The 12,075-nt window shown below is 42.7% G+C and carries 12 protein-coding genes; 7 read left to right on the top strand and 5 right to left on the bottom strand.

All coding sequences use genetic code 11. The features are described 5' to 3' along the window. Nucleotides 1–318 precede the first annotated feature (318 nt). The gene (locus tag DXK30_RS02940) at nucleotides 319–774 is read right to left on the bottom strand and encodes a rhodanese-like domain-containing protein (protein ID WP_114700383.1); all 456 of its coding nucleotides are present in this window, start codon (nucleotides 772–774) and stop codon (nucleotides 319–321) included. A 165-nt stretch (nucleotides 775–939) separates the two neighbouring features. Then, nucleotides 940–2,043 (bottom strand): ribosome small subunit-dependent GTPase A, encoded by a 1,104-nt coding sequence (gene rsgA, locus DXK30_RS02935; RefSeq protein WP_114700382.1) that lies wholly within the window; start codon nucleotides 2,041–2,043, stop codon nucleotides 940–942. A gap of 232 nt (nucleotides 2,044–2,275) precedes the next feature. Between rsgA and orn the strand changes: the two genes are divergently transcribed. After that, the gene (gene orn, locus DXK30_RS02930; RefSeq protein ID WP_114700381.1) at nucleotides 2,276–2,863 is read left to right on the top strand and encodes an oligoribonuclease; all 588 of its coding nucleotides are present in this window, start codon (nucleotides 2,276–2,278) and stop codon (nucleotides 2,861–2,863) included. 132 nt (nucleotides 2,864–2,995) lie between these two features. Here the strand turns inward: orn and DXK30_RS02925 are convergent, their stop codons facing one another. Together DXK30_RS02925 and DXK30_RS02920 are read right to left on the bottom strand one after the other, a co-directional pair. Continuing rightward, a complete protein-coding gene (locus DXK30_RS02925) occupies nucleotides 2,996–3,850 on the bottom strand; it encodes a UDP-2,3-diacylglucosamine diphosphatase (RefSeq protein WP_114700380.1) in 855 nt (284 codons plus the stop codon). An 84-nt stretch (nucleotides 3,851–3,934) separates the two neighbouring features. Further along, the gene (locus DXK30_RS02920) at nucleotides 3,935–4,450 is read right to left on the bottom strand and encodes a peptidylprolyl isomerase (protein WP_114700379.1); all 516 of its coding nucleotides are present in this window, start codon (nucleotides 4,448–4,450) and stop codon (nucleotides 3,935–3,937) included. Nucleotides 4,451–4,746: 296 nt separating this feature from the next. Between DXK30_RS02920 and DXK30_RS02915 the strand changes: the two genes are divergently transcribed. The 5 genes from DXK30_RS02915 to DXK30_RS02895 all read left to right on the top strand — a co-directional run bounded on the left by DXK30_RS02915 (nucleotide 4,747) and on the right by DXK30_RS02895 (nucleotide 10,388). Then, nucleotides 4,747–6,486 carry a glutamine--tRNA ligase/YqeY domain fusion protein gene (locus DXK30_RS02915; RefSeq protein WP_114700378.1) on the top strand — a complete coding sequence of 580 codons (1,740 nt, stop codon included), beginning with the start codon at nucleotides 4,747–4,749 and terminating at the stop codon, nucleotides 6,484–6,486. 176 nt (nucleotides 6,487–6,662) lie between these two features. Further along, nucleotides 6,663–7,412, top strand: a complete 750-nt coding sequence (locus DXK30_RS02910; protein WP_114700377.1) for a phospholipase D family protein — start codon at nucleotides 6,663–6,665, stop codon at nucleotides 7,410–7,412. A gap of 217 nt (nucleotides 7,413–7,629) precedes the next feature. Next, a complete protein-coding gene (locus tag DXK30_RS02905) occupies nucleotides 7,630–8,268 on the top strand; it encodes a peroxiredoxin (protein WP_114700376.1) in 639 nt (212 codons plus the stop codon). A 219-nt stretch (nucleotides 8,269–8,487) separates the two neighbouring features. Beyond that, nucleotides 8,488–9,150, top strand: a complete 663-nt coding sequence (locus tag DXK30_RS02900; RefSeq protein ID WP_114700375.1) for a glutathione S-transferase family protein — start codon at nucleotides 8,488–8,490, stop codon at nucleotides 9,148–9,150. 287 nt (nucleotides 9,151–9,437) lie between these two features. After that, entirely contained in the window at nucleotides 9,438–10,388 is a 951-nt protein-coding gene (locus DXK30_RS02895) for an META domain-containing protein (protein WP_114700374.1), read from the top strand. 145 nt (nucleotides 10,389–10,533) lie between these two features. Here DXK30_RS02895 and ruvC read toward each other — a convergent pair whose 3' ends face one another. Next, nucleotides 10,534–11,118: a crossover junction endodeoxyribonuclease RuvC gene (gene ruvC / locus DXK30_RS02890; protein ID WP_057760973.1), complete on the bottom strand. Its 585-nt coding sequence runs from the start codon at nucleotides 11,116–11,118 to the stop codon at nucleotides 10,534–10,536. A 259-nt stretch (nucleotides 11,119–11,377) separates the two neighbouring features. Here ruvC and DXK30_RS02885 point away from each other — a divergent pair, with 259 nt between their 5' ends. After that, nucleotides 11,378–12,010 (top strand): FxsA family protein, encoded by a 633-nt coding sequence (locus tag DXK30_RS02885; RefSeq protein ID WP_114700373.1) that lies wholly within the window; start codon nucleotides 11,378–11,380, stop codon nucleotides 12,008–12,010. Nucleotides 12,011–12,075 lie beyond the last annotated feature (65 nt).

Genomic DNA, 12,075 nt, shown 5'->3' with positions numbered 1-12,075 from the left:
TTTATAAATTTATGAGATAACAGCTCTATTATAGATAGCGTGATAAATTATCATAGTCTAAGAGTTGGTAGAATCTGTTATCAATGAGTAAATTGCAAATGTATTTGATTATGCTCATTACTAAAGTGGGGATGAGCATGACAAATTCAAGCCGTCCCAGTTTAAAACGCTTCACAGCATTATATTTGCCACCTTAACTTTGCTACCTTATAAGTGCCGCATAAAAAAAGACACCTTATCAAGAGGTGTCTTTTTATTTTACGATCTTCAGTCAGGTAGTAGTAAACACTAACCAAGAACTGTGTCTAAGCAAACCTACTATTTGCTTAGACTAGGCTTTGTCTTACCTTTAGTCTTTGATTTGGCATCTTTTATACCAACCAATGGCATGCCAGCACCTTGCCAGCCACCAACACCGCCCTCTAAGCGATAGACACTATCTTTACCAATCATCTGAATCGCAGCGCCTGCTTGTACGCCCATGTCACAGATGATAATCACTGGCTGCTCAATCGCACGAATCTCTTCCAAGCGGTCTTTGAGATCAGTGAAAGGTATGTTGCGGCTGCCTTGAATATAGCCTGATTCAAACTTCTTTTTTGCGCGGATATCGATCAGCTGCGCGTTTTGAGAGTTGACCATCATGCCAAGGGTGTTGGGCGATATTTTTCTGCCGCTACGTTTGTTTTCAATGGTAAAAAACAGGATAGCAAGTACGGCTAATATACCAAATAAAAACGGGTGGTTGCCCACAAATTCCAGCGCACGATCCAAACCATACCTCCAAAAAAATAAGTGTTCTATTAGGCTGAGAAGCCAGCCCAATGATATTGAACAAGGCGCTATTATACCGATAAGGTCATCTATAGTAAACGGGCGATAATTGCACCGCTATTTTACCAGTGAGCCTAATCAAGATATCTATTAATAAGGCCGCGACTAATAAGGCTTGGTATCTGCCTCTTCTCGTAGCGTGACGAGGTTTTCGACGCGGCGCTGCAATACGGTACCGTCAGCCACAGCTTCCCATAATGCACAGCCTTTGCTGTTATGGGTGTGGCGACAATCACGAAATTGGCAGTCACCGGCTAATGGTGCCAGCTCAACGAAGCCTGAAATGATATCGTCAGGGGTAAGGTGCCAGATACCATACTCACGAATACCTGGTGTATCAACGATACCGCCTTGGGTTAGGTCGTCTGGTTTGAATGGTAATAAGCGGCTAGTGGTAGTGGTATGTTGACCAAGCTTAGAGTTTTGCGAGATGATATTGACGCTTTGGCCAGACTCAGGGAGTAGGGCATTGATAAGGCTACTTTTCCCGACGCCAGATTGTCCGGCAAAGATAACCAGCTTTTTATCTATATAGCGTTTTAGCTCATCAAGGCCTTCTTGCTCATCACTCTCGGCGACGTTTTCAGGACAGTCTACTGAGGTTAAGACACTCTCATACCCAAGTGCTGCGTATTGTGCTAGTAACTCATTGGTATCGACGCCATTTTCTTGTGCTAATAAATCGGCTTTGTTGAGTACCAACAGTGGTTTGACTCCTGCATGATGGCACACCACCAGATAGCGATCGATCAGGGTTGGTGCAGCGGCAGGCAATGGGGCAAAGACAATGGCGAGAATATCGACATTGGCGGCGACAGGCTTGAGCTTATGGTAGCGATCAGGACGAGAGACCAGTGACGTACGTGGTTTGACGGATTCGATACGGCCAAAGCCAGTATTAGAGTCGGCATTCCAACGCACTTGGTCACCTGCGGCTAGCATTGGTAGATTGGTGCGCACATGGCAGCGCCAGATGTCGCCCAACTCAAGCGTCTGCCAAAAAGGCTCAGGATCATCAGGGGCCACTTCCGGCTGTACCGGTATCACAGCAGGTAGACTAGTAACCTGTACCTCTAATTGCTTACCGTAATGCGCCATGACCACGCCATCCATCAAGCTATCATCGATACTGTCTTGACTTAACAATTGCTGTTTGTCGATGCGACGAATCTGTTGTTTAGTCAGTTTGCGTTGCCGGATTAATGCCATGGGTGTTTAACCTATTATAAAAATATTGCTAAGTGTAGCGTGAAAATTTGCTAACATACAGCCTAAAGCGTCTGCGGCAGACAGTGGTTTTGTAATATTTAGCTTCTTTGTGGATTTTACCAACCGATTAACGCATTGCAATGCTGTCTGAGCACGGGTATTTACTCGTAATACGTTTTTTCAAAATTGTTTTTTAAAATCGTCTCAAAATTTATTGACCATAGGATATTGTATGACTACCGGTGACCATCCCAACAAGATTAAAATCAAAAATCAAGGCAAAAAAGGGCTGGTGTGGATTGATTTAGAAATGACCGGACTTGATACCTTAAACGATGAGATTATCGAGATTGCCACTGTCGTCACTGACGAAGATTTGAATGTGCTTGCCGAAGGGCCTGTGTTTGCTATCAAGGTGTCGGATCAAATCTTAAATAAAATGGATGACTGGAATACCAAGCAACATGGTCAGTCAGGACTAGTCGATCGTGTGCGCCGTAGTACCGTGACATTGGCTGAAGCCGAAGCTGAAACCATTAAATTTTTGAATAAATGGGTTGATAGTGGTAAGTCACCTATGTGTGGCAACTCTATCTGCCAAGATCGTCGATTTATGGCGCGCCAAATGCCAGAGCTTGAGCGCTTCTTCCATTATCGCAACCTTGATGTGTCGTCAATCAAAGAGCTTTGTTTCCGCTGGCGTCCTGATATCTTAAGAAACTTCGAAAAAGGTGGTAGTCATTTGGCCCTAGATGATATTCGTGATTCTATTCGTGAGCTTAAACATTATCGTCAGCATTTCTTTAAATTGATACCTTAAAGTTAGAGACGAGCTAGCAAGATATTGGATTGCAAAGCAGTTTGAGAAGCTAGTGTGGCAGACATAAAAAGGGTCTGTTGAACTATCAACAGACCCTTTTTATGTTTAGGAGATATTTTTAGATACTATGTATTACGTCAGCGCTTTAAACTCAAACAATCCAAACTCAGTCTTGTCATTTGAATGCTCGTCGCCTGTCACTGCGCCAATCACAGCGCTTACTTTAGGTTGGCGTGTGTCGGTATCTAATAAGCGCCAGTCACCAAGCACATAGCGTTTTTTATCAGCGGTCGCTTGATGTATATCGGGACGATGAGTATGTCCGTGCAATAAGGCATCACTATTAGTAATGGCTTGACGTACGGCTTTATCATTCACATCCATGATATGCGCAGCTTTGTTCGCATTATTCTGCTGGCTTTTTTTACGCATGTTGTCTGCGATGGCTAAGCGTTTTTCTAGTGACTTATTAAGCAGATACCACTGGGTTAAACGATTGCGCATGATTTTGCGAAAGAACTGATATTTTTTATCATCAGTACAGAGCGCATCACCGTGTTCTAAGCGATAATTCTGCTGACCAACAGGCAAAGTGTACGGCTCGTTGATTAGCTCACCACCGAACAGGTTACAAAACGGCTGACCTAACAGAAAATCACGATTGCCATGCATGACCAATATCTCACATCCATTGATACGTAACTGCTTGAGCTTGACGATAAGCGTTGTCAGCCAATGCGCTTTTTGCTCATCCTCTGACTTTTTCTCTTTTAATAGGGACAGATACATATCATCGCCCAGCCAGACCTCAAACCAATCACCCAATATAAATAGGCGTTTGAGCGCTGGCAGGGCGAGACAGTCATCAAGCAGCGCCAAAAAAGCCTGCACTAAGGCAGGCTCATCGAACGATAAATGCAAATCGCTAATCAATACTTGCCGCACCTGATGAGGGCGGGTCGTGATTAAGTGATTAAAACTTTGCATTTATCTTTGTCCTTATAACAGTCGCTACCTTGGTAACGCTATGTACCTAGGTAGCTGTGGCAATACTTTTTTTAGAAACAATCGTTATTCAGAAACGATGGTCGCTGAAGTGATAACAACTGGCTCTTTTGGTACATCAGCATGCATACCGAAACGACCTGTTGGTACGCCGCGCATTTTTTCGATAACGTCCATACCGCTTGTTACTTTACCAAATACGGTGTAACCCCAACCTTGCATGTTTTTGCCAGAGTGGTTTAGGAAATCATTGTCTTTTACGTTAATGAAAAACTGGCTGGTTGCTGAATGCGGATCTTGGGTACGTGCCATAGCAATCGTACCTTTGTTATTCTTTAGACCGTTGTCAGCTTCGTTCTCAACTGGTGCATTGGTTGGTTTTTCATTCATCTCAGCGTCCATTCCGCCGCCTTGAATCATGAAGCCATCAATGATGCGATGGAAAATCGTACCGTCATATTGACCAGATTTTACATAGTTTAGAAAGTTTTCTACGGTCTTTGGTGCTTTTTCTTCGTTGAGTTCGATAACGATCGCACCCATATTGGTTTCAAGTTCTACTACTGGTGGCATGTCTACCATGAGATATTCCTTTTTGATTGCAGCGCCTTAAATGACGCTGTCAAGTGGTGGTTAAAAAGTTGGTGGTTAAAAAGTTACGGGTAGTCTAACGGCTTTTTTATCCCGTGTCATGTATCAGGCTGTTAATGCGTTTGTGAAACCTGATAGAATAACGCAACTTTACCCATTTTTGATAATGCGGTCGCATGATCTGAGTTTTTATATCCCCATTTTATTTTAATATTTTAGTTTGAACGTTTTGTGATGCGTGATGACACGCACCATGAATTGACAATTTGCGTTAGGAGCAATGCCCGATGAGTGATCACTCAAGCAACAATGCACAAAAAGATGAACCAAAAAACGATTTTATTCGTAATATCATTCGTGACGATGTCAATGCGCAAAAATACCAGCAAATTGTAACGCGCTTTCCGCCTGAGCCAAATGGTTACTTACATTTAGGTCATGTAAAGTCTATCTGCCTAAACTTTGGTGTGGCCAAAGAGTTCGGCGGTGTGTGCAACCTGCGTTTTGATGACACCAACCCAACCGCAGAAAAGCAAGATTTCATCGATAATATCGAAAACGATGTCAAATGGCTTGGTTTTGAGTGGGCAGGCGAGGCGCATCATGCGTCAGGATACTTCGACCAACTACATGCATGGGCAATCCAGTTGATTGAGCAAGGTGATGCTTATGTTGATTTACAGTCGCCTGAGCAAATTAAAGAAAACCGTGGCTCATTCAATGAGGCAGGTACGCCATCTCCGCAGCGTGATGCCAGCGTCGAAGAAAATCTAGCGCTTTTCAATGATATGAAAGAAGGTAAATACGCTGAAGGTAAGGCTATTTTGCGCGCTAAGATTGATATGGCCAGCCCAAATATGAACTTGCGTGACCCTGTCATCTATCGCGTTATGCATCAAGCGCATCACCAAACTGGTGACAAATGGTGTATCTATCCGATGTATGACTTTGCTCATCCGCTCTCGGATGCGTTAGAAGGAATTACTCATTCGTTGTGTACCCTTGAGTTTGAAGATCATCGTCCATTTTATGACTGGGTTATCGAAAAAATCGGTTTTGACGTACCACCGCATCAGTACGAGTTTAGTCGCTTAAACGTTGATCACACATTGACCAGTAAGCGTAAGCTCAAGCAGCTGGTAGATGAAGGTATCGTAAGCGGTTGGGATGATCCACGTATGCCGACCGTCGCTGGCATGCGTCGCCGTGGTTATACGCCAGAGGGCTTGCGTGATTTTTGTGAGCGTGTGGGCGTGACCAAAGCGGATAGCGTGGTTGATTTCCGCTTATTGGAATTTAGCGTTCGTCAGTCATTAGAGACGACTACCGGTCGCGGTATGGCAGTGCTAAAGCCATTAAAAGTGACTATCACTAACTTTAGCGAAGCGGTCAGCAGCTGGGAATCTCAAAAAGCCGATAGCGTCAATGCGCGTTTTGATGATACGACTCAGACGCTTTGGTTGACTCAGCCGAACCATCCTAACGTCGATATGGGTGAGCGTGAAATTCCATTTACCGAAACGCTATACATTGACCAAGGTGATTACGAGATTGAACCGCCAGCAGGCTACAAGCGTCTCTCTCCAGAAAAGCCAGAGATTCGTCTACGTAACACCTATGTGTTAGCCGTCACTGAGCATATCACTGATGAAAATGGTAATGTCGTTGAGCTAAAAGCGACGATTGACCCTGCTACTTTGGGTAACAACCCTGAAGGGCGCAAGGTCAAAGGCGTGATTCATTGGGTATCAGCCAGTCAAGGTGTGCCAGCGACAGTCCGCATGTATGAGCAGCTATTCAGTGCTGAGGACCCAAGTGGCGTCGCTGATGTTCATCAAGCGCTAAACCCGAACTCGCTCACTGAGCTAAATGCAGTAGTTGAGCCATCTTTGGTCAGTGCCGATGCTGGCACGCGTTTCCAGTTTGAGCGTGAAGGTTACTTCATCTCTGACAGCGAAGATCACAGCACGGATAAGCCAGTATTTAACCAAATCGTTAGCTTACGTGATAGTTATAAGCCAGCTTAATTTATGTTGGCTTAGTATTTAAAAGTATCCTTATCCAAATGGATATTTTGAAATAATACTGAACAATAGTAGTTTGCAAGTTAGCCTATTTCTAGTACGCTAGGAATGGGCTTTTTTATGTGCAGTTATTATGTGCAGTTATAAAGTTAAGCATAATAAGATTTGAGGAAATAAGAATGGCAAAGTTTCTAAACAGTAGTGGGACGACTTATCATCTAGAAGAGTTGATTAAAAATGCTTCTGATAGGTTGATTATCATTAGCCCATATCTGAAGCTTAATGAGCGTATTAAAGAGCTATTAGAAGACCGTAATCGCCTAAAAATCGACATTCGCATTGTCTATGGCAAAAATGATTTACACCCAGAAGAGATAAATTGGCTCAAAAACCTGACCTTCATTCGTACCAGTTTTTGCAAAAACTTGCATGCGAAATGCTACCTGAATGAAAATGAATGCATTATCACTAGCTTGAACCTTTACGAATTTAGCCAAGTCAATAATAACGAGATGGGCGTGCTGATTTATCGTAATGACGATGCCAAACTGTATGCCGATACTTACGAAGAAGCGCAGCGCATCATTCGTATCAGTGATGAAGTCAGAATGTCCCTTGAGAAGGTGACCGAAACGGAGAGTAAGCCTGAACATAACGTTAAAGCAGTAAATATCACTTCTCATTCAACCGTTACCTCTACCTCTACGACAGAAGCCACACCTAACTATTCTAAACTGACCACGGCCAAGCTTGCTAAGGAATTGGGCTTTAAGACCCAAGAGTTAAATGATAAGTTGCTTGCAGCGGGCTATTTAGAAGCGCAGGATAGTGAGTTGGTATTGACTGATGCGGGACGTGCAGCTGGTGGTACTAGCAAAAAAGGCAAGTTTGGCGAGTTTTGTTTATGGGATGCGGGTATGGTAGTTTAGTTAACTATCAAAGCAGTTACTATTCCGCTTAGTGGTAAACGGAATAACCGCATGACAATCCGTCACAAGACATTCATAACCAGTTTGTTAAGATAAATTCAGTTTTTACGGATGTGCTTTATGTTATATTTGATAGCTGAGCACGTCGATGATAATAATAGAACGCGAGGCCGACGTGTCGATATAAGCGTTCATTCACATAGCTAAGGAATCAAGCATGGCACATTTACGTTTAGGTGATACCGCACCAAATTTTGACGCTACAACCACAGAAGGTGACATCAATTTTCATGAGTGGGCAGGTGATCATTGGGTCGTTTTCTTCTCGCATCCAGCAGATTTCACGCCAGTATGTACCACTGAGCTTGGTCGCGCCGCTGCACTGAATGGCGAGTTCCAAAAGCGCAATGTAAAGCCGATTTGTATTTCTGTTGATAGCCTAGAAGATCACAAAGCGTGGGCGAGCGATATTGGTGAGACTCAAGGCACAGATATGAACTTCCCAATCATCGCTGATCCTAATAAAGAGGTCGCTGAGCTATATGACATGATGCATCCTAATGCCGATAGCACTCATACAGTACGCAGCGTCTTTATCATTGATCCAAGCAAAAAAATCCGTCTAACGCTGACATACCCTGCTAGCTGTGGCCGTAACTTTGATGAAATTATCCGCGTAATTGACGCACTACAGTTGTCGGATGAGTATAACATTGCGACACCTGTAGACTGGAAAGATGGCGACGATGTGATCATTCCACCAAGTGTGAAAAATGAAGATATCGCTGCAAAATATCCAAAAGGACACAAAGAGATTAAGCCGTATCTACGTACCACACCTGCACCAAACAAATAATTAGACTGATGTATAAATGTAAATAAATAAAGCCCCATGACTCAAGGTTATGGGGCTTTATTTATTTACATTTTATGATTAATAACACTTTGCCATGATGGCCAGATTAGGCTATAACTGTGGTATAGCGTATCAATATTTGTGCTTATCAGTACAATAACCATAATAAAGCGTATCAGCGTCAAATCGCTGTCCAATCATTCTTACAAGGAGTTTGCTATGAAAAAACTATATATTACCCGTACAGCGCCCAATCCGCGTAAAGCGCTTATCTTATTGGCTTCAAAAGGTATCGATGTCGATGACATGGATGATGTGGATGTGATAGACATTGATTTTGCGGCAAATGAGCAAATGTCAGAAGCATTTACGCAAATGAATCCGATGCAGACCGTACCTGTTTTGACCTTAGATGATGGTACTGTATTGAATGATTCGCAGGCAGTTTGTGAGTATCTAGATCGTGTTTACGGTGAGCGTTCGGTCATGGGTAATGATGTGGTACAGCGTGCGCAAGTTTGTTCTATGCGCCGTGTTGCAGAGTTTGAAGTGATGTATAACTTGATGCTCGCGTTTCAGCACAGTCATCCATCTAAAGCACAACGTGTTGAGCAAGTGCCAGAGTTCGTCGCACCATCAATTGCTCGTGCGGTCAAAGCCATGGCGTATTTTGAGACGATACTAGAAGGTCGTGAATACCTAGTAGGTGAGCAATTAAGTTTTGCGGATATCGTGCTATATCTCAGCTTGGACTTTGGTAAAGTATTGAAAATTAATCCTAATGAGCAAGGCGAAAACCTATCTCGTTTTTATCAAAAGATGAACGAACGTTTTAGTATTAAAAATATGGCTAAAGCTAAACCTGCGAGTGTGAATGACTAAAAGGTTCTAGAAAAATAGTTTAAGTCATGAAACTTATCTATTAACCTATTTGGTAAATTGATCGCTATAAAGCAAAACAGCTAACCTCAATCGTTAGCTGTTTTTTTATGAAATATAATAAAAATCAACATTTCGTTACATAGGTTAATAGTGCCAAGGTTATAGTGGTTAATCTAGCTTAGTTATATTAGTTATGTTTTTAAATTGTTCATTTAAGAGGAATAGTTTTTTTAAAATATAGATGGTACGCGAGATAAGTTGTACAAGCTTACTAAGAGGTATGTAATATGGTAGGTAGCCGAAATAAGCCAACGTTAAAATTACTGCTATTACCCAGTATGATGGCAGTTAGCCTGATGCTAAGTGCATGTCAAAAAGAAGCGGCGTCTAGCGAAAATGATACATCGCAGGGTGCTGAAGCTGGCGAGATGACAGACTCAGCCGTAAGTGAAGGTCTGGTATCTAGTATGAGCTCTACATCAGACGAATCAGAACCTGTTGAGTTAACCGCTCAAGAAAAGCTGACGACCACCTTATCTCATCATCGTTGGACGTTAGTAAATGCAGTCGACGCCAATGAACAACCTATAGCTGAATTTGCGAATATCAACAGTCAGGTAACGCTTGCATTCAACCAATATCAAGGGCAAGATACGCTAAGCTATAGCGTAGGCTGTAATACGATTAGTGCTGGCTACCAGTTAAAAGGGCATACCTTAACTACTGAAGAAGGTATGAGTACAAAAATGTCTTGTGGCGATTTAGACGTGGCAGAAAACACCTTAAATACGTTGATGCAGGGCAGTAGTGAGTTCAAAATTGATCAAGGTGATAACCCAGTATTGACCCAGTTTACTGACGATGATGTGACTCTGGTTTGGAATGGTAGGCTTACTGCGCAAGCGAAATACAACAGTAAGGGTGAAACAGTATTTTGGGCAGTAAACTCCGAAACTGTACCTTGCGAAGCAGGTAACTCTGAGCAATGTCTACAAATTAAGCCTATTACTTATAATGATCAAGGCATCAAAACTCACGAAGGACAGTGGCGAGTATTCGTTGGTGAAATCGATGGCTATCAGCATGATAGCAAACACGAAGAGGTGTTACGCTTACAACGCTATCCGCTAAACATCAATGAACTATCAGAGACTAATGAGCCAACTAAAGATGATACTGCTGATGAAAAGTATGCTTATATATTAGATGCTGTGATTGAAAGTTTAGTTGTAGAGTAGTCTATTATAGTTTGAGCATTTGAAATGCTCATAGTCATAAAAAACACGCGTCTAATAGCGCGTGTTTTTTATGGGATGTCTAATTTACTGGTTATCTATTTTGACGATTGTTTGCTCTAACACCTAGCTATTTTAACGCTGATCTTTAACGTAAGTTACCCAAATCTTCTTCAGTCAAGCGCCAACGGCCTTTTTTCTTGGAAGCACCGCGACCACGCATAGCGCTATTCAATATCAGTTTGTTCATTGAATGGCTTGAGTGAGCATGACAGATGGCGCAGGCAAGACCATCGGCAGCATCTTGTTGCGGTACAACTTCTAACGCTAATATCCGGCAGACCATCTCTTGTACTTGTTCTTTGGCCGCCGCTCCATAGCCACAGACGGCTTGTTTGATCTGCCGAGCCGTATATTCTGACACTTCTAAATCTAGTGCAACCATCGCTGCAATCGCTGCACCTCGTGCTTGCCCAAGCTTAAGTGCAGAGTCAGGGTTTTCTGCCATAAATACTTGCTCAATCGCTGTATAGATAGGCTCGTCTGCGTATTTTAAATGATGCTGTGTGATACGGGTTAGTCCATTAAAGATACGCTTGAGGCGTTCAGGCATCTCTTTAGTATCTGTGCGAATCGTCCCTGCATCGATATAGGTCAGCTTGTCACCTGTCTGCTGTACTATCCCATAACCGGTCATGCGTGACCCTGGGTCAATGCCTATAATAATTGCCATAATATTCCGTCTTACTTACCTGTCATTTTATATTCAATACAATATAAATTGGATACGGAGTCAGACTCGCTTAGCCTACTGCTAGTAGCACTAACGTTTGTCTTCCTTGTAGCCAAATTATATTGTACCGACTATATGGCTTAAAAATTAGCCTTAAGTTTGATAGTATAGCAACCAATCCCCATATACATCATATGTTAGCCATTTTAATTTTCATGGCGCTCAATTTATTGGTTTTTATTTTATAGGACGACACTTTATGGGTCAGATAGTTGGTATAGCCATCGTTTGGTTTATTATCGAGATGCTACTGTGGTATTTGCTTGCTCAATTTATGAGCGGTTGGTGGGTGTTTATGTGGTTTATTATCGCCGCGGTTATCGGTATCTCTTTGATGCGCAAAGGTATGGCTGCTCTTAATCCAATGGCACAGCAAATGAAAGCTGGTGGCGTGATGAACCCTGCGATGCGTCCACCAGAGACCACGATGATTAAGAGTATCGCGATGGCAGCTGCTGGTATTTTACTGCTTATTCCTGGGGTACTTAGTGATTTAATGGCGCTGTTGGTAGTATTGCCACCCGTGCAGAAAAAGCTAAAAGACTTGGCCAATAATTACGTCATGAATAATCAGCAGAAAATGATGGAAATGATGGCCAAGCAGATGGGTGGTCAAATGGGCGGCGGTCAAAATCCATTTGGCGGTGCTGGTGGTATGGGCGGTCAAAACCCGTTCGGTGGCGCAGGTGGTATGAATGGTCAAAATCCATTTGGTCAACAGCAGCAAAACCCATTTGGCGATGTGTTTAAACAGCATACTACGGTTGATGGTACTGCCAAAAACATCCCTAAAGATGTAAAAAAGATTACTAAATCTGCTAATGACGAATAACTATTTAGTTAAATCATAAGCATAAAAAAAGCCCCTCTCGTCGATGACGAAAGGGGCTTTTTAGT

It is taken from the genome of Psychrobacter proteolyticus, assembly GCF_003350005.1.
Lineage (GTDB): Bacteria > Pseudomonadota > Gammaproteobacteria > Pseudomonadales > Moraxellaceae > Psychrobacter > Psychrobacter proteolyticus.
The sequence above is the reverse complement of the archived record's forward strand: the minus strand, read 5'-3'. Positions and strand labels throughout refer to the sequence as shown.

Bases quoted from the DNA above. Each gene is read 5' to 3' on its own strand.
- rsgA (WP_114700382.1), bottom strand. From the start codon at position 2,043: ATGGCATTAATCCGGCAACGCAAACTGACTAAACAACAGATTCGTCGC.
- orn (WP_114700381.1), top strand. From the start codon at position 2,276: ATGACTACCGGTGACCATCCCAACAAGATTAAAATCAAAAATCAAGGC.
- DXK30_RS02925 (WP_114700380.1), bottom strand. From the start codon at position 3,850: ATGCAAAGTTTTAATCACTTAATCACGACCCGCCCTCATCAGGTGCGG.
- DXK30_RS02920 (WP_114700379.1), bottom strand. From the start codon at position 4,450: ATGGTAGACATGCCACCAGTAGTAGAACTTGAAACCAATATGGGTGCG.
- DXK30_RS02915 (WP_114700378.1), top strand. From the start codon at position 4,747: ATGAGTGATCACTCAAGCAACAATGCACAAAAAGATGAACCAAAAAAC.
- DXK30_RS02910 (WP_114700377.1), top strand. From the start codon at position 6,663: ATGGCAAAGTTTCTAAACAGTAGTGGGACGACTTATCATCTAGAAGAG.
- DXK30_RS02905 (WP_114700376.1), top strand. From the start codon at position 7,630: ATGGCACATTTACGTTTAGGTGATACCGCACCAAATTTTGACGCTACA.
- DXK30_RS02900 (WP_114700375.1), top strand. From the start codon at position 8,488: ATGAAAAAACTATATATTACCCGTACAGCGCCCAATCCGCGTAAAGCG.
- DXK30_RS02895 (WP_114700374.1), top strand. From the start codon at position 9,438: ATGGTAGGTAGCCGAAATAAGCCAACGTTAAAATTACTGCTATTACCC.
- ruvC (WP_057760973.1), bottom strand. From the start codon at position 11,118: ATGGCAATTATTATAGGCATTGACCCAGGGTCACGCATGACCGGTTAT.
- DXK30_RS02885 (WP_114700373.1), top strand. From the start codon at position 11,378: ATGGGTCAGATAGTTGGTATAGCCATCGTTTGGTTTATTATCGAGATG.